The sequence below is a fragment of the Pseudomonas sp. NPDC087814 genome (genome assembly GCF_044742865.1).
GTDB lineage: Bacteria > Pseudomonadota > Gammaproteobacteria > Pseudomonadales > Pseudomonadaceae > Aquipseudomonas.
Genome location: NZ_JBIUVK010000010.1, coordinates 140,271 through 161,061 on the forward strand (window position 1 = coordinate 140,271; position 20,791 = coordinate 161,061).

The following is a 20,791-nucleotide window of genomic DNA, read 5'->3' on the forward strand; positions in this document are numbered from 1 at the left end:
TCAGTGGTCAAACACGGCGAGGTCCGCCGGGGTCTTGCTCGGTAAGGTCTGGCTGTCCTGAGGCACATCGCTGCCGGCACCGAGGCCACCGCCCAACGCGGTCACCAGTTCGGCGTGGGCACTCAGGCGTGCAGCCTGGACCTGCTGCTGCACCTGCTGCTGGCGGAACAACAGGCTCTGGGCATTCAGCACGTTGAGGTAGTCGGTGAGGCCGCGCTGGTAGGCGATCATCGCGATGTCATAGGTCTTCTGCGCCGAAGCCACGGATTCGGCGGCGAAGGCTTGCTGCTTGTCCATCGACTCGCGGCGGATCAACTGGTCGCTGATGCCCTTGAGCGCGTTGACCAGGGTCTGGTTGTAGTGCGCGACGGCGATGTCGTAGCCGGCGCTGGCTTCACCCAGTTGCGAGCGCAGGCGGCCACCGTCGAAGATCGGCAGGCTGATGGCAGGGCCGGCGGTGTAGTTGAGTTTCTTGCCGGTCAGGAAACTCAGCATTCCGCCGCCGGTGGCGACGTAGCCGAGGCTGCCCACCAGGTCGACGTTGGGGTAGAAACCGGCGTGGGCCACATCAATGCCACGGGCCTGGGCCGCCACTTGCCAGCGGCTGGCGACCACGTCCGGGCGCTGGCCGAGCAGTTCGGCGGGCAAGCTCGACGGCAGTTTCAGCGGCGCGGCCAGGGACAAGGTGGGCCGCTGCAACTGCGCGCCCGCCCCCGGCCCTTTGCCCGCCAGCGCGGCCAACTGGTTGCGACTCAGGGCGATCTGTTCATCCAGGGCGTCCAGCTGGCGATGGGTTTCCGGAAGCGGCGTCTCAGCCTGGCTGACTTCGAAGTGGGTGCCGATCCCACCACTCAAACGCTTTTGCGCCAGGTCGAGAATCTGTTGTTGCTGGGCCAGGGTGGCGGCCACGATATCGCGCTGGGCGAAGTGCAACGACAGCTGGATATAGGCGCGCACCACGTTGTTCTGCAATTCGAGCTGCGCCTGGCGCGCTTCGGCGGCGCTCATGTGGGCCATGTCCACGGCGCGCTCGGTGGCGTTGCTTTCGCGGCCCCAGAGGTCGAGGGCATAGCTCAAGCCCAGGGACGCGTTGTTGTCCCAGGTGGTGGAATTGTCCAGCGCGCCTGGGCCGTAGAATTGGTCGCTCGGCCAGTTATGGCGCTTGAGCGCGGCGTCGCCATTGACCTGCAACGACTCGGCCGACTCGGCGATCCCGGCCATGGCCCGGGCTTCACGCACACGTGCAGCGGCCATGGCCATGCTCGGGCTGCCTTGCACGGCGAGGTCGATCCAGTGGTTGAGTTGCGGGTCGCCGTAGGCTTGCCACCATTGCGCGGTGGGCCAGTGGGCGTCCTGAGCGGCGCTTTTGATCGCCTCGTCGGTGGCCAATGAATTGGCGACGAGTGACTGGCCTTGAGGGGCAATTCCTCCGGTTCCGATGCAGCCGCTGATTGCTAACGATAAGGCCCAAACACTGAGAGTCTTCAGCTCTCTGCTGATGCGACGCGGCACTGCTGCGAATTCCTGAGAGGGTGTTGCGGGGAAGGTGGCGCAATTCTAAGGGGCGGGCCGGATGGCGATAAGGTGGGATTCTTGTGAATCTTTGTTACCGTTCAGGCGATAATCCGTTCGTAGGGATCACTGGATCCTGCAACTTCGTGTCACAATTTGCCATCTCCCCTGAGAGCACCTTAATGGACACCTTGCAAAACATGCGCGCCTTCAGTTGTGTGGCCGAAGCCGGCAGCTTCACCGCCGCCGCCGTGCAGCTGGATACCACCACTGCCAACGTCTCGCGCGCGGTCTCCAACCTTGAGGCCCATCTGCAAACCCGTTTGCTCAACCGCACCACCCGCCGCATCGCCCTGACCGAGGCCGGCAAGCGCTATTTGCTGCGTTGCGAGCAGATCCTGGCGTACGTCGAGGAAGCCGAGGCCGAAGCCAGCGACGCCCACGCCCGCCCCGCCGGGCAGCTGAAAGTGCACACCATGACCGGCATCGGCCAGCACTTCGTGATCGATGCGATTGCCCGCTACCGCCGCACCCACCCGGACGTGACCTTTGACCTGACCATGGCCAACCGCGTGCCGGACCTGCTGGATGAGGGTTACGACGTGTCCATCGTGCTCGCCAGCGAGCTGCCGGATTCGGGGTTTGTCTCGCAGCGCCTGGGGATAACTTACAGCATCGCCTGTGCCTCGCCGGCCTACGTCAAGGCCAACGGCTGCGCGCAACGGCCCAGCGACCTGCTCAACCACGCGTGCCTGCGCCTGGTCAGCCCGGTGATTCAGCTGGATAAATGGTCGTTCAATGGCCCGGAAGGCCAGGAAAGTGTGGCGATCAACAGCTCACCGTTCCTGGTGAACTCGGCCGATGCGATGAAGACCGCGATCACCAGCGGCATGGGCGTTGGCCTGTTGCCGGTGTATGCGGCGATTGAAGGGCTGCGCAACGGCACCCTGGTGCGGGTGATGCCCAACTACCGCTCCCAGGAGCTCAACCTGTACGCCATCTACCCGTCGCGCCAATACCTGGATGCGAAGATCAAGACGTGGGTGGAATACCTGCGCAGTTCCCTGCCGGAAATCATGGCCGCGCATCAGGCGGAACTGGCGGCCTATGAGCTAAGTGGCAGTTTGGGCGGGGTACGACTGAGTAACTGAGGGGGGCAGGCGCTACACCGGCAGCGTAATGCCAAAGGTGTTGCCGCCGCCCTCGCTGCGCACAAACACATCTCCGCCGTGCATCAACGCGATCGCCTTGACGATCGCCAGTCCCAACCCGTGATTCGCCCCGCTATTGCTGCGGGACGCGTCCACCCGATAGAACCGCTCGAACAACCGGGGCAGATGCTCGCTGGCAATCTCATCGCCCGGGTTGGTCACCCCGATCGCCACGTGGTCCTCCAGCACTTCGATCTTCACCTCGATCACCTGGCCAGGCGCCGTATGCTGCACCGCATTGCTCAACAGGTTGATCAACGCCCGGCGCAAGTGCGCCTTCTCGATCTGCACCTGGGCATCGCCGGTCACACGCACCTGCACCTGGGCGTCCTCGAGGATAAAGTCCAGGTAATCCAGGGTGGTCGCCACTTCATCCGCCAGCGAACTGGTGATCAGCTTGGTGGCCTTGCTGCCCTGGTCTGCACTGGCCAGGAACAGCATGTCATTGATGATCGAGCGCAGCCGTTCCAGCTCTTCGAGGTTCGATTGCAGCACCTCGAAATAATGCTCGGCCGAACGCCCACGGGTCAGCGCCACCTGGGTCTGGCCGATAAGGTTGGTCAGCGGCGAGCGCAGCTCATGGGCCACATCGGCGTTGAATGACTCCAGGCGCGAATAGGCCTGCTCCACCCGGTCGAGGGTCGAGTTGAAGGAGTTGACGAACTGCTTCAGCTCCGGCGGCAATGGCGACAATTGCAGGCGCCCGGAGAGTTTCGGCGGTGCAAGTTTCTGCGCCTCGTCCGAGAGCTTGATCAGCGGCTTGAGACCGATGCGCGCCACCCAGAACCCCAGCAGCGAGGCCAGCAGCACGCCGACAAACGCCAGGCCGATCAGCGCCACCAGCAGTTGATGCTGGGTGGCGCGGAAGTTCTCGGTGTCGACCGCGATCAGGAAACGCAGCGGCGGGCGCTGCTCCTTGGCTGGAAACTGGCTGACCAATACTTTGAACGGGTAGGCATGGCCCGGCAGGCGCAAGTCGCGCTTGCCGGTCGGGCCGGCGGCGAAGGCGCGAATCTGCGCGTCCGGGTTGCCGTATTCGTAGGTCGGGTCGCTGCTCACCACCCAGAAGCGAATGCGCTTGTCTTCCTCTCCCAACAACTTGAGCTTGGCGGTGATCTTCGCCCAATGGTCCGGCGTACCGAAGCGATTGACCGAAGACTCCAGCACGCTGTAGCGCGCATCCAGCTCGGCCCCGGGCAGCAGGCCCAGGCCTTTGTCCACCTGCTGGTACAGCGCGCCGCCGATCAACAGGAAGATCAGCAGCGCCACCAGGGTGAACATGCCGCTCAGGCGCAGGGCGATGGAGTTAGCCGACACTGCGGTTCTCCAGCACGTAACCCATGCCACGGATGGTGTGCAGCAGTTTCTGTTCGAACGGTCCGTCGAGCTTGGCCCGCAGGCGTTTGATCGCTACTTCCACCACATTGGCGTCGCTGTCGAAATTGATGTCCCAGACCATTTCCGCAATCGAGGTTTTGGACAGGATTTCACCCTGGCGCCGGGCCAATACGCTGAGCAGCGAGAACTCCTTGGCGGTCAGGTCCAGGCGAACGCCGTTGCGACTGGCCTTGCGGCTGATCAGGTCGATCCACAGGTCGGCGATGGTCACCTGCACCGGCTCATGCCCGCCACTGCGACGGGTCAGGGCTTGCAGGCGCGCCACCAGTTCGAGGAACGAGAACGGCTTGCCGAGGTAATCATCCGCGCCTTCGCGCAGGCCGCGAATACGGTCTTCCACGCGCTCGCGGGCGGTGAGCATGATCACCGGCGTCTGCTTGCGCGCCCGCAGCGCGCGCAATACGCCAAAGCCATCCAGGCCGGGCAGCATCACGTCGAGCACGATGACCGCGTAATCGTTCTCCAGGGCCAGGTGCAACCCTTCGACGCCTTCACGGGCGACGTCGACGGTATAGCCTTGCTCCGTCAGGCCGCGGTGCAGGTAGTCGGCGGTTTTTTCTTCGTCTTCAATAATCAGTACACGCATGAGCCTTTTGTTCCAGGACGGGGCCTCAGCCTCAGTGTGTGATTGCCAGCTGGGGAGCTGGTTTGGGTCTGTGGAAAAACTTCTCGAGGTACAAGTATATGACCGGTGTGGTGAACAGCGTCAGCGCTTGGCTCACCAGCAACCCGCCCACCACCGCGATACCCAGCGGCTGGCGCATTTCCGCGCCGGGGCCGGAGCCCAGCATCAGCGGCACCGCACCCAGCAGCGCGGCCAGGGTGGTCATGATGATCGGCCGGAACCGCGTGACACACGCCTCATAAATCGCTTCCTCGGGCGGCAGGCCGCGTACGCGCTGGGCGTCCAGGGCGAAGTCGATCATCAGGATACCGTTCTTCTTCACGATCCCGATCAGCAGCACCAGGCCGATCAACGCCATGATCGAAAAGTCCTGGCCCATCAGTGACAACATGATCAGCGCCCCCAACCCCGCCGATGGCAAGGTGGAGATGATCGTCAGCGGGTGCACGAAGCTCTCGTACAGCACACCCAGGATAATGTAGACCGCCACCAGTGCCGCGAGGATCAGCCAGGGCTGGCTGGCCAATGAACTCTGGAACGCCTGGGCCGCGCCCTGGAAGTTGCCGATGATGGTGGTCGGCATGCCGATTTCATTCTTCGCCTGGTTGAGCAGGATCACCGCATCGCCCAACGCGACGCCGGGTGCCAGGTTGAACGACAGGTTGGCCGCCGGGAACATGCCGTCATGGCTGATGGACAAGGGCCCGACGGTGGGCGGGTCGACCTTGGCCACCGCCGACAACGGTACCATCTCGTTGGTCAGCGGCGAGCGCAGGTAGAAGTAGTTCAGGCTTTCGGCCTTGCCGCGTTGCTGGGTGTCCAGTTCCAGCACCACCTGGTACTGGTTGATCTCGGTCTGGAACTCGTTGATCTGGCGCTGGCCGAAGGCGTCGTACAGCGCCTGGTCCACATCGGTGGCGGTGAGGCCAAACCGCGCGGCGGCCTGACGGTCGATGCTGATGTGGGTGATGCTGCCGCCCAGTTGCAAGTCGTTGGACATGTCGCGGAACGCCGGGTTGGCCCGCAGTTTTTCGGTGAGGCGCTGGGTCCAGGTATTCAGGGTCGGGCCGTCATTGCTCTTGAGCACGTACTGGTACTGGGCGCGGCTGGGGCCGGAGCTCAAGTTGATGTCCTGGCCGGCCCGCAGGTACAGGACGATGCCCGGCACTTTCGCCAGTTTCGGGCGGATCCGGTCGATAAACTGGCTGGCCGACACGTCGCGATCCCCGCGATCTTTCAAGGCAATCCAGAACCGGCCGTTGGCGATGGTCTGGTTGCTGCCGGTCACACCCACCGAGTGGGAGAACGCTTCCACCGCCGGGTCATCCTTGACGATCTCGGCGATAGCCTTGTGCTTGGCGACCATGTCCGGGAACGACACGTCGGCCGCCGCTTCGCTGGTGCCGAGGACGAAGCCGGTGTCTTGTACCGGAAAGAAACCCTTGGGGATAAACACGTAGCCGACCACGGCCAGGGCCAGGGTCACCATGAAGATCGCGGCCATGGTGCGTTGATGGGCCAGGGCGCGGCGCAGATTGCGCGCATAGCCGGCCAGCAGGCGTTCGCTGAAACCGGGTTTGTCGTGGGCATGATGGGTTGGTGCGCGCATGAACAATGCGGCCAGGGTCGGCGCCAGGGTCAGCGAGACCACCACCGAAATCAGGATGGTCGAGGTGGCTGTCAAGGCAAACTCCTTGAACAACCGCCCCACGACACCGCCCATGAACAGCAGCGGGATAAACGCCGCCACCAGCGAGAAGCTGATGGAGACCACGGTAAAACCGATTTCACCCGCGCCCTTGATCGCGGCTTCGCGCTTGTCGAGGCCCGCTTCCAGGTGGCGGTGAATGTTCTCCACCACCACGATCGCATCGTCCACCACAAACCCCACGGCGATCACGATCGCCACCAGGGTCAGGTTGTTCAGGCTGAAGCCCATCAGGTACATCAGGGCAAAACTGGCCACCAGCGACACGCCGAGCACGCTGGACACGATCAACGTGGCCGACAGCTGGCGCAGGAACAGCGCCATCACCGCCACCACCAGCAGGATGGCGATCAGCAGGGTCACTTCCACTTCATGCAGGGACGCGCGGATGGTCTTGGTGCGGTCGGTCAACACACTGACCTGCACCGAGGCCGGCAGCATGGCTTGCAGGCGCGGCAGTTCGGCTTGAATGCGGTCCACGGTCTCGACGATGTTCGCGCCGGGCTGGCGGGAGATCACCAGGTTGACGCCTGGGGTGTCGCCGGACCAGGCCTGCACGTAGGCGTTTTCCGAGCCGTTGATGACTTTGGCGATATCCCGCAGCTGTACAGGTGCCCCGTCCTTGTAGGACACGATCAGTTGGGCGTAATCCTCGGGGTGGAACAACTGGTCGTTGGTCGAGAGGGTCGACACGCTGTTCTCGCCGTAGATCGCGCCCTTGGCCAGGTTCAGGCTCGATTGCTGGATCGCCAGGCGCACGTCCGCCAGGGTCAGGCCGATGGCCGCGAGTTTATCGGCCGACGCCTGCACCCGGATGGCCGGGCGTTGCTGACCGGTAATGTTGATCTGGCCGACCCCGTCGATCTGGCTGATCTGCCGGGCCAGCAGGGTTTCCACGTAGTCGCTCAGCTCGGTGCTGGGCATGCTGTCGGAACTGACGCTGAGGATCAGCACCGGGCTGTCCGCCGGGTTGACTTTCTTCCAGGTCGGCAGGCTCGGCATGTCGCTGGGCAGTTTGCCGGACGCGGTGTTGATCGCCGCCTGCACTTCCTGGGCGGCGGTGTCGATGCTCTTGGTGAGAGTGAATTGCAGGGTCAGCAGGCTGGAGCCCAAGGCGCTGCTGGAGGTCATCTGGGTCATGCCGGGGATGGCGCTGAATTGCACCTCCAGCGGCGTTGCCACGGATGAGGCCATGGTGTCCGGGCTGGCGCCGGGCAGCGTGGCGCTGACCTGGATCGTCGGAAATTCCGCTTCCGGCAGTGGGGCGATGGCTAGGCGTGGGAAAGCGATCATCCCGAGCAATACCAAAGCGAAGGTCAGCAGCAAGGTGGCGACCGGGTGGTCGACGCACCAGGCCGACGGCGAACGACTGCCGCTCATGGCTGCACCTTGGCATCAACGGTCTGGATCACCTGCGGCGGCTCCTTGAGTACATCGACCTGGGCGCCCGCCTTGAGCCGGGACTGGCCGTCGCTGACCAGCACATCGCCGGCCTGCACACCCTGGAGGATGTTCATGTCGCTGTTCTGGTACAGCACCTGCACCGGCACCACCTCTACCTTGTCCCCCTTGAGCCGGTACACGAAGTGCGAATCCAGGCCTCGTTGCACCACGGTAGGCGGCACCACCAGGGCATTCTTGTGCAGGGCGGTCTGGATGCGGATCGTCACCAACTGCCCCGGCCAGAGTTTCTGAGCGCCGTTGCTGAACTCGGCCTTGGCGCGGATGGTGCCGGTGGTGCCGCTGATCTGGTTGTCGATCAGGCTCAGGCGGCCCTCCCCCAACAGGTCGCCGGTCTGGCCGTCGGTGTCGGCGCCCATGTAGGCGTTGACGTCGGCGGGCAGTTGCGCGGCGATCAGGCCTTGCAGGGTCGGCAGCATCTGTTGCGGCAGGGAGAACTCGACGGCAATCGGGTCGATCTGGGTCACGGAGAACAGACCCTGGGTGTCGCTCATGCGCAGGAAGTTGCCTTCATCCACTGTGCGAATCCCGACGCGACCGGTAACCGGCGAGCGAATCTGGGTGTACGAAAGCTGCACCTGGGCCGAATCAATCGCGGCCTGGTTGCCTTGGGCCGTGGCCTTGAGCTGGTTGACCAGGGCTTGTTGCTGGTCATAGGTCTGCTTGGACACGCCGTCGTCGATGCTCAGTTCCTTGTAGCGCTTGAGGTTGACCAGCGCGACTTGCAGTTGCGCCTGGCTTTCCCCGAGTTGCGCCTTGGCCTGGTCCAGGCTGGCGCGGATCGAGCGGTCATCAATGGTGGCCAGCAGGTCACCGGCCTTCACCAGTTGACCTTCCTTGACCAGCAATTTGGTAAGGATGCCGTCGATCTGCGGGCGAATCACCACACTGTGCAACGACAGCACCGAGCCGATGCCGCTGACAAACCGCGGGATGTCCTGCTGTTTGACGCTGATCACCCGCACCGGGATCGCCGACGATGCGGTCAGTTTGGTCTTGGCCGGGCGGGTCACCACCCAGGCAACCACGGCCAGTACCACAAGGACGCCCACGATCAAGGCAGGTTTTCGTTGAATGTGCATGGGGTGAGGCGCCAGGGCAAAGGATCGGAAGAATGAAGGCTCTTTATAGCCCGCCAACCGGGTCAGCAAAGTGACTGCTAACTGACAGCGCCGTCAGTAAAGTCCGACCATTCGTACGAGCAGTGGTTAAAGATCCGAGGCGCGCAGGTATACTGCGCGGCGGTGTGGCCTGCAAGTCGGGCCCGCGTCATTTTCAGTACTCCCCGGAGCTTCCATGAATTCCCCGACACAACCCGCTGTTGAAGCGGTCGACATCGACCAACAGGCCAACCCTGACAGCGTCGAAGGCGAAACCAAGGCCGAGATCCCGGCGTTCAAGTTTCCGTTCAAGCCGGGCGAACTGGCCGGGGCGAAAAACGCCAGCCAGCCGTGGTACAAAAACGGCGCCAAGAACGGCCACACCAAGAGCCCGGGCATGGCGCCTCCCGGCACCCGTCGCTCGATGGGCAAGCGCTGACCGGTAATAAATCCTCCGTAATGGAGATTTATGCCTACAACAGTTACTGACGTTTCGCCTTGTAGGCCTGCGGCCAATTCTTGAAAGCTTGCATAACACCCGCTTGCCCCGACTCTTTCGCTCGGGGCTGGACGTGGTAAAGCTGGTTTTCTGGAAAAGGACGTCCCCTGTGGTTCTGATACGCACCTGTGTCGTGCTGTTGTTGTCGCTGATGGCCAGCGTTTTCTCCACCACTGCGGCCAGCGGTCAATCACGGCATGAAATTCGTTTCGCCGTTGCTGCGCAATTCCCACCCTTCCAAAGCCGCAATCAACATGGCCAGCTTGCAGGGCTGAACATCGAGCTGGGCAATGCCCTGTGCATACAGCTCAATGTGCGGTGTACCTGGGTCGACCAGGTCCTTGTGGAAAACTTCCCCGCCCTTGAAGCCAGGCAATTCGACGCGATCATGGGCATGGCCCCTACACTGAAACGGCGCCAGCGGGTGAATTTCACCGATAACCTTTATCCGATCACCACGCGCCTGGTGGCCCGCAAGACATCAGGGTTGAAGCCGACCCCACGGTCACTGAAGGGCAAGCGCGTGGGCGTTCTGGTGGGCAGCAACCGCGAAGCCTTCGCCCTGTCGAAGTGGGCGCCCAAGGGGGTCATCGTCAAGGCATTCTGGCGCAATGACGAGTTGATCCGCAGCCTGCTGGCAGGCGACATCGATGCAACATTGCAAGGCACCGTGGAAATCCGTGAGGCGCTGCTCGACACCGCTGATGGTCAGGTTTTCGACTTCCTCGGCCCTCACGTCTCCACCGAACTGCTGGGTAACGGCGTGGCGATCGCACTGCGCAAGCCCGACACCGCCTTGCGCAGCGCCCTCAATCACGCCCTCGAGCAACTGAAGCAGAGCGGCGAATACCAACGCATCATCGAGCCCTACCGCCTGGACGCGCCGCTCTCCAGACCGTAATGGCCAATTAATTGCGCGGAACATGAGCTGGATCAGTATTTGCCCAACCGGTGCGCTTAGAGTCGACGCCCTGCCGACTCCTCCAACAATCACGAGCGCGCTTTTTCATGAAGATCAATCTGCCGGTCACCGGTCGAAATGTGGATTTTGCCCCCGACGCCAATATCCTCTCGACCACCGACCTGACCAGCGCAATTACCTACGCCAACCAGGACTTCATCGATATCAGCGGCTACACCCGCGAGGAGCTGCTGGGCACGCCGCACAACCTGCTGCGTCACCCGGACATGCCGGCCGCGGCGTTTGCGCACATGTGGCAGGTATTGAAAAGCGGTCGCTCGTGGATGGGTATGGTGAAAAATCGCTGCAAGAACGGCGATCACTATTGGGTCAGTGCCTATGCCACGCCGGTCACCCGGGACGGCGTGACGGTGGAGTATCAATCGGTGCGCACCAAGCCCGATGCACGGCGGGTGCATCGGGCCGAACGGGCCTATGCCCGCCTGCGTGCCGGCACTCGGCGAGCACGGCCCGTGGTGGGCATGACCTTCAAGCTGTCGGCATGGGTCCTGGGGGCTTGCGCCACAACCTGGGCATTGGGCCTTGGGCTGGCGCCTTATTCGCTGACCTGGCAACTGCTGGCGGGAACGGCGGCCTGCGCCGCGGGGATAGCGGGTGTGCACGGCTTGTTACGGCCCCTGGCACAGTTGAACCAGCGGGCACGGCTGATTGCCGATAACCCGCTGAGCCAGGCGATCTACACCGGGCGCAAGGACGAGTTCGGGCGTATCGAGTTTGCCATGCAGATGCTGGAGGCCCAGGTGGGCGCGGTGGTCGGCCGGATTGGCGATGCATCGCAACGTCTGTCCGGCCATGCCGCGGCGCTGGTGCAACAACTGGACAGCAGCCACACCAGCAGCCTCGGCCAACAGACCCAGACGGATCAGGTCGCCGCTGCGATCAATCAAATGGCCGCCAGCGTGGCGCAAGTCGCCGAGCACGCGTTGCAGGCGTCCAGGGCCGCAGACCAGGCCGGCAGCGAAACCCGCGAGGGCCATCAACGAGTGGATGAAAGCCGCGACGCGGTGCTGCGTTTGTCCGAGGAACTGGCGCGGGCCACCGCAGTGATCCATCAACTGGAAAGCCACAGCGGCGATATTTCCGGGGTGCTGGAAGTGATCCGGGCGATTGCCGAACAGACCAACCTGCTGGCGCTGAATGCCGCCATCGAAGCGGCGCGGGCCGGGGAGCAAGGACGCGGGTTTGCTGTGGTGGCCGATGAGGTACGAGGCCTGGCCCAGCGTACGCAGGATTCGACCAATGAGATCCAGCGCATGATCAGCACCCTGCAAGGCGGCGCCCGGGATGCGGTGCAGGCGATGGCGCAAAGCAGCCAGCATGTGGAGGCCAGCGTCGATCAGGCCCAGCGCGCCGCTGCCGCACTGGATGGGATCAGCCAGCGAGTGACCCGAATTACCGCCATGAGCCAGCAGATCGCGGCGGCGGTGGAAGAACAGAGTGCGGTGAGCGAAGACATCAATCGCAACATCATCGGCATTCGCAATGCCGGGGAAGTGACGGTCAGCGCTGGCCAGCAGAGCCAGCTCAGCTCAGGGGACGTGGCGGGGCTGGCGGATGACTTGCGGCGGTTGGCGGAGGAATTCTGGGGCAAGCGCCGCTAGCGCTTAAGCCGCCCGCAATGAAATGAAGGCGTAGTTCGCCGGCACCTCGGTGGCAATCCGGGCGCCGGCATCCAGCAGTTGCTCGGCAATGTCCATCCCGGACACATGAAACACCCACTCATTGGCCTGCACGACTTCTTGCGTCGCCAACTCGATCGCCTGGGCAAACAGGCCCATGTCGGGCAAGTACGCGGTAAACCCATCGCCCTTGAGCGCCGTGGTATGGATGCCCAGCAACCCGCACACGGCTTCCTTGGCCTGGATATCATCGCGGTCAGCCTGGCGTGAGCGGCGGATCAACTCGGCCAGCTCCTTATCCATCAACTCGCCCCCCACGATCAGCGCCGGCCCCTGCTCCCAGGATTCCGGCGGGCAGTCCTTGGCGCCGGGGTTCAACGGGATGTGCGGATTGATCTCCATCGGGTAGATGCGGCACACCAACGGCCGCCGCTCGTAAATGCGGCAACGGTCGTCTTCGTCAAGATTCCGGCAGCGCCCGGCGTTATAGGCGGCAAAGGTGATTGCCACATACGCCTCGGTATTGCCGCTGGGCACGATGGCGGAACGGCGTTGTGCGTGGTCACGTTGCAACTCGGGCAGCCCCAGGCCACTGCCCAGGAAACCTTCCACCAGCACGATGACATTACCGCCGTCAGCCGCCCAACTGCGGGCTTCTTCGAGGGTCAAGGGCACATGGTGGTCGGTGCAGCATTTACCGCAACCGACGCAGGAAAAATGGGTATTCATGGAGGATCTGTCACCAGGCAAGGTCAGAAGGCACTCATGAACGGTGGCGGGTTTTTGCCTCTGTTCACCGTTCTGCCTCTGTGCAAAGCAAGTTATGCGCCAGCGCCGTCAGTCCTCGGGGACAAGGTCGCGAAGCACAAACACCATGCCCGCACGTTCATACAACTGCCGTGCCCGCAAGTTGGACTCCAGCACCTTGAGGTCGACAAACGCTTCGCCGCGTTGCTTGAACACCTGGAAGGTGTGCAGCAATAACGCACGGCCCAACCCCATGCCCTGGGCACAGGGGTGAATGGCCAGGTTCTTGATGTAGGCGCTGGTCCAGCATTGGGACACACCCAGGATGCCGCTGGCGTTACTCGCCACCAGGCACAGTTTGGGGTCGAACTCGGCATCGGTAACGAACTGCTGGCGCCAGTGCTCAAGGGAGCCGACCCGTCCGCCGCCTTGTTCCTGGGCCAGGCTCAATACCGCGTGGATCGCCGGGGCCATGGCTTCGCGGTAATGATCCAGCTGGATATCCGCCGGCCATTGCGGGGCGGGCAGGCTGCCGGTGAGGTCGCGGCGCAGCAGCTGGAAATATTCACCCACCGGTCACAGGCCCTGTTGCGCCACGGTCTGGGCGGCTACCACCAGGCACTTGGTCAGTTCCGGCGAAGAAAACTTGGTGAGTACCGCATTGGCACCGGCCAGGCGGGCTTTTTCGCTGTTCATCGCACTGTCCAGGGAGGTGTGCAGCAGCACATAGAGGTCCTGGAAGTCCGGGGTTTCCCGCAGGGTACGGGTGAAGGCGTAGCCGTCCATTTCGGACATTTCGATGTCCGAGACCACCACGTTGATTTGCTCGACGGTGCCTTGCAGCTCCAGCAAACGGTCAATGGCTTCCTTGGCACTGCGGGCGGTGTGGCAGGTGAGGCCGAGGTTGCGCAGGGTGTGCACCGACTGCTGCAGCGCTACCTGGCTGTCGTCCACCACCAGGATTCGGGCGTTGCCCAGCACTTCGGCCTCTTCCATGGTCAGGTCGGTGGGCGCCGCTTCGATCTGCGCCGGGGCGATGCCGTGGATGACTTTCTCGATGTCCAGCACTTGCACCAGGGCGCCTTCGACCTGGGTCACACCGGTGATAAACGAACGCGTACCGCCGGAACCAAACGGCGGCGGGCGAATGTCGGTGGTCAGGCAGTGCACGATCTTGCTCACCGCCTGCACATGCAGGCCCTGCTTAGAACGGCTTACATCGGTGACGATCAGGCAGCCGCCGTCCGGGTCTTGCAGGGGCATTTCCCCCAGGGCGCGGCTCAGGTCGATCACCGACAACGCGGTGCCGCGCAAGGTGGCGATGCCTTTGACGTGGGGGTGCGACTCCGGCAGCTTGGTCAGCGGCGGGCAGGGAATGATTTCACTGACTTTCAGCAGGTTGATCGCCATCAGCTTGCCGCTGCGCAAGGTAAAGAGCAGAAGCGAGAGTGAATCTGCGCGGGCTTTGGTGGTGGACATAAAAACCTTCTGTGGATCAGGGATGACGATCTATAGACCGTTATCGACTTGCACGCGAAAAACTGTAGGAGCGAGCTTGCTCGCGAAAAACCTGAGGGCGCTGTGTTTATCCAGGCTGCCCGCGTAATCGTTGACGCGTTTCGCGAGCAAACTCGCTCCTACCTACAACAAGCAGTCGTCAGCCCTTCCACACCTGCGGGTTTACCAGATCCTGCGGACGCTCGCCCAGCAAGGCGCTGCGCAGGTTTTCCAGGGCGCGGTTGGCCATGGCTTCGCGGGTCTCGTTGGTGGCCGAGCCAATATGCGGCAGGGTCACCGCATTGCTCAGCTGGAACAGCGGCGACTCGGACAGCGGCTCCTGCTCGTACACATCCAGGCCGGCACCACGGATGGTCTGGTTTTGCAGAGCTTCGATCAGCGCCGGCTCATCCACCACCGGGCCACGGGAGATGTTCACCAGGATCGCACTGGATTTCATCAGGCCCAGTTCACGATGGCTGATCAGGTGGCGGGTTTTCTCGCTCAGTGGCACCACCAGGCAGACGAAGTCGGCTTCGGCCAGCAACTGGTCGAGGCTGCGAAACTGCGCGCCGAGTTCCTGTTCCAGTTCGGTCTTGCGGCTGTTGCCGCTGTACAGAATCGGCATATTGAAACCCAGGCGACCCCGACGGGCCACCGCCGCGCCGATGTTGCCCATGCCGACGATACCCAGGGTCTTGCCGTGTACATCACAGCCAAACAACGGCGCGCCGACGCTGGCTTTCCACTGGCCGGCCTTGGTCCAGGCGTCCAGTTCGGCGACGCGGCGGGCGCTGCTCATCAGCAGGGCGAAGGCCAGGTCGGCGGTGCTTTCGGTGAGCACATCCGGGGTGTTGGTGAGCATGATCCCGCGCTCATTGAAGTACGCCAGGTCGTAGTTGTCGTAGCCCACCGACACGCTGGAAACCACTTCCAGTTTGCTCGCACCTTCCAGTTGCGCGCGGCCCAGTTTGCGGCCTACGCCGATCAGGCCGTGGGCATGGGGCAAGGCTTCGTTGAACTGGGCGTTGATGTCGCCCTGCTTGGGGTTGGGGGCGATGACATCGAAATCCTGTTGCAGGCGTTCGATCATTTCCGGGGTGACGCGGCTGAAGGCGAGGACGGTCTTTTTCATGGAAGGCGGGCTCATCGACTACGTGGGAATGGCAAGCACGCTAACATTCTTGGTAGGGCTTGTCAGGCCGCCCCTCACACCCCACTGCCAGACTGTTGCGATTTGGGCAACAGTCATTATCTTGTTACACTCTGTATCGCACCGCTCACCTGCGCTAATTTGTCGCATCGATGAGCGCAGCGGTTAAGACCGACCCGCTCTCCCCCGATTTCCCTCGACTTATTTCCAGGGCTCTACACTGGGAATCTGTCTTAAAGCCGCTGAGTTCAGCGGCTTTTTTTTGCGCTGAAAAAAGGCCAGGAACCCCAACAACACTGGCCGGTTTCGATTGACCCAAAGGAGCTCCACCGGTGAAAACCTCGCTGACGTTCACCCCGTTATTCCTCGCGATTGCTGCAACGATCGTTCCCCTTGCCCACGCGGCAGACACCCCGGCCACCGACGGCTTCGTCGAAGGTTCCAGCTTCAAGATCAACACCCGCAACTACTACATGAACCGCGACCGTCGCGACATTCACACCGATGACAGCAAGGAATGGGGCCAGGGCTTCATCGGCATCTTCGAATCCGGCTACACCCCCGGCATCGTCGGCTTCGGCCTGGACGCCAACGCCATGCTCGGCCTCAAGCTCGACGGCGGTGGCGGCACCGATGGCTCGAGCATCCTGCCGGTAAGCTCCGGCAACGGCAAAGCGCCCGGCTCGTTCTCCACCGCCGGCGCCACCCTGAAAATGCGCGCCTTCGACACCGAACTGAAAGCCGGCGACCTGCTCCTCAACAACCCGGTGATTGCCGGCGGCATGACCCGCATGCTGCCCCAGACCTTCCGCGGCGTGAGCCTGACCAACCACAGCCTGGACGGCTGGATGTTCGAAGGCGGCCAGGCCAGCTTCACCAAGCTCTACAACCAGAGCGGCCGTCGCCGCATCGGCACCAGCTACGGCGCATTGCCCAATGGCGAAGACAGCCGCCACCTGGACTGGGCCGGCGTGTCCTTCAGCGGCGTGCCGGGGCTGACCAGCAACCTGTACGCGTCCGAACTCAAGGACATCTGGAACCAGTACTACTACGACCTGGACTACACCTGGCAGTTGAACGAGCTGGTCAGCCTGAACCCGGGCCTGCACTACTACCACACCCAGGAGACCGGCAAAGCCTTGCTGGGCAACATCGACAACAACACCTACAGCCTGCATTTCACCGTGGGCGTGGGCAATCACAGCGTTACCGCCGCCTACCAGCGGGTCAACGGCAACACGCCGTTCGACTACATCAGCCAGGGCGACAGCATCTACCTGGACAACTCCCAGCAATACTCCGACTTCAACGGCCCCAACGAGCGCTCGTGGAAGCTCAAGTACGCCTATGACTTCGTCGGGCTGGGCCTGCCGGGCCTGACCTCGGCAGTGTCTTACATCAGCGGCAAGACCGACCTGACCACGGTCGATCCGGACAGCCGTGGTTACTCATCCTGGTACAGTGCCGACGGCAAGAACGCCAAGCACTGGGAACGGGACATCGACCTCAAGTACGTGGTGCAAGGCGGCAAGGCCAAGGATCTGGCCGTGCGCCTGCAATGGGCGACCAATCGCGGCGGCAATGGCTACGCGGCAGTGGACCGGGACGTGGATGAGTACCGCGTGATCGTCGACTATCCGATTGACGTTTTTTAACCTTCAGGCTTTCTTTTAGCGGCGACGACTTATTTTTCACAGCATGGAACTAAACTGCCAGCATCTTGAGTGCCGAAGCCAGTCCCATGAGTCAACGCCGCGCCTTCACCCTTCCTGCACGCCCGGAGCTTTTGCTGATTCTGGGCAGTGGCCTTACTGTCGTGCTGATCGTGGTCATCGTTGCCGTACTGCTGATCCGCGAACACGCCAGCGCCTTGCAGGCAGCCAAGCGTTCCACCAGCAATATCACCCAACTGATCAATGCCGATGTGCTGCGCAACGTCGAGCTCTACGACCTGGCGCTGAACGGCCTGATCACCGCAACCACTCGCGATGACCTGCCCCAGGTTTCCGCCGAAGTCCTGCATATGGTGCAGTTCGACCAGTCCACGGCCGCCCCTTTCAAAGGCGAAGTCCTGCTGCTGGACAAAACCGGCGCGGTCACCGCCGACTCTTCCACGCTGGCGCCCACGCCCCGCAACTTCGCCAATCGCGACTATTTCCAGATCCACCAGCAGAACCCCGATGCCGGGCTGTTCATCAGTCGGCCCTTCAAGATTCGTTGCGACTGCGATCAAGTCTGGCGCATCGCCTTCAGCCGCCGGGTGCCCGGACCCAATGGCGAGTTTGCCGGTGTGGCGGTGGCAACCATGCGCCTGGCGTATTTCGACCAGTTGTTCAATAGCCTGACCATCGGCAGCGGCAGCAGCATCAACCTGCTGAATAACGACGGCATCCTGTTGGCCCAGCAGCCGCTGCTCGAAAGAGACATGATCAACAAGGACCTGAGCGCGCGGCCCAACTTCAAGCGAATGCTGCGCGAAGGCAGCGGCAGTTTCAGCGCCATCTCCGCCATCAGTGGCGCGCAACGGCTGTACACCTTCACCAGCGTCGGCGCGCTGCCGCTGATTGTGGTGGTAGCGTTGTCGAGCGATGACGTGTTTGCCGCCTGGAAGCGCGCCGCCCTGCTGATCAGTGGCGCCACCGGCGTACTGTGTGTGGGGCTGTTGTGGCTGACCTGGATGCTGCGCCTGGAACTGCGCCGCCGCTATCGCGCCGAGAAGGTGTTGTCGGAACTGGCGGCCACCGACGGCCTCACCGGCCTGGCCAACCGCCGCACCCTCGACCAGCGCCTGCGCCTGGAATGGGAGCGCGCGCAACGCTCAGGCGAGCCACTGGCCTTGCTGATGATTGATGTCGACCACTTCAAGGCCTTCAACGACCGCCATGGTCACCAGGGTGGCGACGAGGCCTTGCGCAACGTGGCCCGGGTCATCGGCAGCAATATTCGTCGCCCCGCCGACCTGGCCGCGCGCTACGGCGGCGAAGAGTTCGCGGTGATCCTGCCGGATACCGACGGCGAGGGGGCGAGCACCATCGCCGAACATATCCGCAGTGCGGTGGAGCACTTGCCACCGGCGGACGGCGACGCGCTGTCGGTCACCGTCAGCGTCGGGCTCAGTACCTGGGACAAACGCAGCCGTGGCTCGCTGGAAGAGCTGCTGCTGAGTGCCGATCGGGCGCTGTATGACGCCAAGCATTCCGGGCGCAACCGCATCGTTCACAGCCAGGCCACATAAGCCGTTATCAGCAACTACGCTAAGGGCATCCTCGAAGCAGAAGTACGCCCGATGAGCCCAGGCACTACCCGCCCGCCCCGCCCCACCCACCGTCCGGAGCTGCTGCTGATCATCGGCAGTTGCGTCACGGTGCTGCTGATCATGTCGGTGGTCGCGGTGCTGCTGATTCGCGAACACGCCAACACGTTGCAGGCGGCCCAGCGCACGGCCAATAACATCACCCAACTGATCGACGCCGACGTGCTGCGCAACGTCGAGCTGTACGACTTGTCGATCAAAGGCCTGATCGCCGCCACCGAACGCACTGATTTGGCTGGGGTATCGGCCGGCATCCGTCACCTGGTGCTGTTCGACCGTTCGGAAGCGGCGCCCTACAAAGGCGACATCCTGTTGCTGGACAAGGATGGCAACGTGATCGCCGACTCAGCCCTGCAGACACCCAAATCCGCCAACTTCGCCGACCGCGACTACTTCCAGGCCCATCGGCAGAATCCCGACCTGGGGCTGTTCATCAGCCGGCCCTTCATGGCGCGCTGCGTGTGTGACGACCAATGGCGTATCGCTTTCAGCCGCCGGGTTTCCGGGCCGGATGGGCGATTCCTCGGCGTGGCCGTGGCCACCATGCGCCTGTCGTACTTTCAGCAACTGTTCCGCAGCCTGAATATCGGCAGCGACAGCACCATCAACCTGATCAACCGGCAAGGCATCCTGCTGGCCCAGCAGCCGTTGCTGGAACGGGACATGATCGACAAGGACCTCAGCCAGCGGCCCAACGTCGCGCGCATATTGCACGAGCGCGACGGCAACTTTCGCGGCACCTCCAGTGTGGATGAGGAGCACCGCCTGTATACCTTCTCAACGGTGGGCGATTTACCGCTGATCGTCGTCGTGGGGCTGTCCACGAATGACATATTCGCCCCCTGGAAGCGCGCAGCACTGGTGATCAGCGGCGCCACCGGGATTTTGTGCATCGGCCTTTTGTGGCTGACCTGGATGCTTTGCATGGAACTGCGCAGGCGCCACCGTGCCGAACAGGTGCTGTCAGAACTGGCAGCCACCGACGCGCTCACCGGCCTGGCCAACCGCCGCACCCTGGACCAGCGCCTGCGCCTGGAATGGGACCGCGCCCAGCGTTCGGCCGAGCCGTTGACGGTGCTGATGATTGACGTGGACCACTTCAAGGCGTTCAACGACCGACATGGCCATCAAGGTGGCGACGAGGCACTGCGCACGGTGGCGCAGGTGATCGAGGGCAATATCCGCCGCCCGGCCGACCTCGCTGCTCGCTATGGCGGGGAAGAATTTGCAGTGGTGCTGCCGCATACCGACAGCCAGGGTGCACGCGTGATTGCTGAACATATCCGCAGCAGTGTCGAACACCTGCCGCGAGTGAGCGGGGATACGGTGCCGATTACCGTCAGCATCGGCCTCAGTACCTGGACCAAAAACAGCCGCACCACGCTGGAGGAATTACTGCTCAACGCCGACCAGGCGCTGTATGAGGCCAAGCATACCGGGCGTAATCGCGTTGTTGATGCCGGCGCTTTAAAGCCGTGACGCGAAGCGTCACAGGAGGCGTTACCACGCAGAGCGTGGGAACGATCAAAAAAAAGGCCACCCGAAGGCAGCCTTTAAAAACAAAAGGAAAGAGAGTTGTTACTTACACCGCCGCGACGGGACGCATGTAAGAGATCGGTGCGGTGCTGGCATCTTCGAAGGTCACGACTTCCCAGGCATCTGTCTGTGCAATCAGCTTGCGCAGCAGTTGGTTGTTCAGGGCGTGGCCAGACTTGAAGCCTTTGAACTCGCCTATCAGGCTATTGCCCAGCAGGTAGAGGTCACCGATTGCATCGAGGATCTTGTGCTTCACGAATTCGTCTTCATAGCGAAGGCCGTCTTCGTTCAGTACACCATCCGCGTCGACCACAATGGCGTTTTCAACGCTGCCGCCGAGTGCGAGGTTGTGCTTGCGCAGGTACTCGATGTCACTCATGAAACCAAAGGTACGGGCGCGGCTGACTTCTTTTACGAACGAAGTGCTGGA

At 62.7% G+C, this 20,791-nt stretch carries 17 protein-coding genes and 2 pseudogenes; 8 read left to right on the forward strand and 11 right to left on the reverse strand.

The features are described from left to right. Positions 1-1,512: an efflux transporter outer membrane subunit gene (locus tag ACIOMR_RS11225; RefSeq protein ID WP_401194084.1), complete on the reverse strand. Its 1,512-nt coding sequence runs from the start codon at positions 1,510-1,512 to the stop codon at positions 1-3. A 182-nt stretch (positions 1,513-1,694) separates the two neighbouring features. On the opposite strand from ACIOMR_RS11225, the gene ACIOMR_RS11230 reads away from it, so the two are divergent. Next, positions 1,695-2,663: a LysR family transcriptional regulator gene (locus ACIOMR_RS11230; RefSeq protein ID WP_003216257.1), complete on the forward strand. Its 969-nt coding sequence runs from the start codon at positions 1,695-1,697 to the stop codon at positions 2,661-2,663. A gap of 12 nt (positions 2,664-2,675) precedes the next feature. Here ACIOMR_RS11230 and ACIOMR_RS11235 read toward each other — a convergent pair whose 3' ends face one another. From ACIOMR_RS11235 to ACIOMR_RS11250, 4 genes are read right to left on the reverse strand one after another with little or no spacing between them, the layout of a single operon-like run. After that, on the reverse strand, positions 2,676-4,040 hold the full coding sequence (locus ACIOMR_RS11235; protein ID WP_003216256.1) for a heavy metal sensor histidine kinase: 1,365 nt from the start codon (positions 4,038-4,040) through the stop codon (positions 2,676-2,678). Further along, a complete protein-coding gene (locus ACIOMR_RS11240; protein ID WP_003216255.1) occupies positions 4,030-4,707 on the reverse strand; it encodes a heavy metal response regulator transcription factor in 678 nt (225 codons plus the stop codon). Before ACIOMR_RS11240 ends, ACIOMR_RS11235 begins: the two co-directional genes overlap by 11 nt. Positions 4,708-4,738: 31 nt before the next feature. Further along, complete coding sequence (locus ACIOMR_RS11245; RefSeq protein ID WP_003216251.1) at positions 4,739-7,834, reverse strand: multidrug efflux RND transporter permease subunit; 3,096 nt, start codon at positions 7,832-7,834, stop codon at positions 4,739-4,741. Further along, positions 7,831-8,997, reverse strand: a complete 1,167-nt coding sequence (locus ACIOMR_RS11250) for an efflux RND transporter periplasmic adaptor subunit (RefSeq protein ID WP_003216249.1) — start codon at positions 8,995-8,997, stop codon at positions 7,831-7,833. The genes ACIOMR_RS11245 and ACIOMR_RS11250 overlap by 4 nt, the downstream gene beginning before the upstream one ends. A 214-nt stretch (positions 8,998-9,211) precedes the next feature. Between ACIOMR_RS11250 and ACIOMR_RS11255 the strand changes: the two genes are divergently transcribed. The 4 genes and pseudogenes from ACIOMR_RS11255 (at position 9,212) to ACIOMR_RS11270 (ending at position 12,097) form a co-directional block, all read left to right on the forward strand. Beyond that, on the forward strand, positions 9,212-9,454 hold the full coding sequence (locus tag ACIOMR_RS11255) for a hypothetical protein (protein WP_003216247.1): 243 nt from the start codon (positions 9,212-9,214) through the stop codon (positions 9,452-9,454). Between the two features lie 169 nt (positions 9,455-9,623). Beyond that, on the forward strand, positions 9,624-10,415 hold the full coding sequence (locus tag ACIOMR_RS11260; protein ID WP_401194090.1) for a transporter substrate-binding domain-containing protein: 792 nt from the start codon (positions 9,624-9,626) through the stop codon (positions 10,413-10,415). Positions 10,416-10,522: 107 nt separating this feature from the next. Continuing rightward, a pseudogene (locus ACIOMR_RS11265) lies at positions 10,523-10,804 on the forward strand (PAS domain-containing protein); the annotation flags it as partial. 153 nt (positions 10,805-10,957) lie between these two features. Next, positions 10,958-12,097 carry a methyl-accepting chemotaxis protein gene (locus ACIOMR_RS11270; RefSeq protein ID WP_401194110.1) on the forward strand — a complete coding sequence of 380 codons (1,140 nt, stop codon included), beginning with the start codon at positions 10,958-10,960 and terminating at the stop codon, positions 12,095-12,097. A 3-nt stretch (positions 12,098-12,100) separates the two neighbouring features. Here ACIOMR_RS11270 and ACIOMR_RS11275 read toward each other — a convergent pair whose 3' ends face one another. The 5 genes and pseudogenes from ACIOMR_RS11275 to ACIOMR_RS11295 form a co-directional block, all read right to left on the reverse strand. Then, on the reverse strand, positions 12,101-12,844 hold the full coding sequence (locus ACIOMR_RS11275; protein ID WP_008434199.1) for a YkgJ family cysteine cluster protein: 744 nt from the start codon (positions 12,842-12,844) through the stop codon (positions 12,101-12,103). 108 nt (positions 12,845-12,952) lie between these two features. Continuing rightward, positions 12,953-13,435: an N-acetyltransferase gene (locus ACIOMR_RS11280; protein WP_008434201.1), complete on the reverse strand. Its 483-nt coding sequence runs from the start codon at positions 13,433-13,435 to the stop codon at positions 12,953-12,955. Between the two features lie 3 nt (positions 13,436-13,438). Beyond that, positions 13,439-14,341, reverse strand: coding sequence for a chemotaxis protein CheV (locus ACIOMR_RS11285; protein WP_102369883.1), 903 nt, complete (start codon positions 14,339-14,341; stop codon positions 13,439-13,441). 51 nt (positions 14,342-14,392) lie between these two features. Continuing rightward, positions 14,393-14,491: pseudogene (locus tag ACIOMR_RS11290) on the reverse strand (outer membrane lipoprotein carrier protein LolA); the annotation flags it as partial. A gap of 28 nt (positions 14,492-14,519) precedes the next feature. Next, a complete protein-coding gene (locus ACIOMR_RS11295; RefSeq protein WP_134327304.1) occupies positions 14,520-15,494 on the reverse strand; it encodes a D-glycerate dehydrogenase in 975 nt (324 codons plus the stop codon). Positions 15,495-15,844: 350 nt separating this feature from the next. Here ACIOMR_RS11295 and ACIOMR_RS11300 point away from each other — a divergent pair, with 350 nt between their 5' ends. From ACIOMR_RS11300 to ACIOMR_RS11310, 3 genes are all read left to right on the forward strand, one after another. Then, positions 15,845-17,167 carry an OprD family porin gene (locus ACIOMR_RS11300; protein WP_087692847.1) on the forward strand — a complete coding sequence of 441 codons (1,323 nt, stop codon included), beginning with the start codon at positions 15,845-15,847 and terminating at the stop codon, positions 17,165-17,167. Between the two features lie 86 nt (positions 17,168-17,253). Then, positions 17,254-18,747 (forward strand): sensor domain-containing diguanylate cyclase, encoded by a 1,494-nt coding sequence (locus ACIOMR_RS11305; RefSeq protein WP_003216231.1) that lies wholly within the window; start codon positions 17,254-17,256, stop codon positions 18,745-18,747. Between the two features lie 51 nt (positions 18,748-18,798). Further along, positions 18,799-20,304 (forward strand): diguanylate cyclase, encoded by a 1,506-nt coding sequence (locus ACIOMR_RS11310; protein WP_401194097.1) that lies wholly within the window; start codon positions 18,799-18,801, stop codon positions 20,302-20,304. A 103-nt stretch (positions 20,305-20,407) separates the two neighbouring features. Here the strand turns inward: ACIOMR_RS11310 and ACIOMR_RS11315 are convergent. Next, positions 20,408-20,791, reverse strand: a 384-nt coding sequence (locus ACIOMR_RS11315) for a UDP-3-O-acyl-N-acetylglucosamine deacetylase (protein WP_401194100.1), incomplete at its 5' end; no start/stop codon positions are given.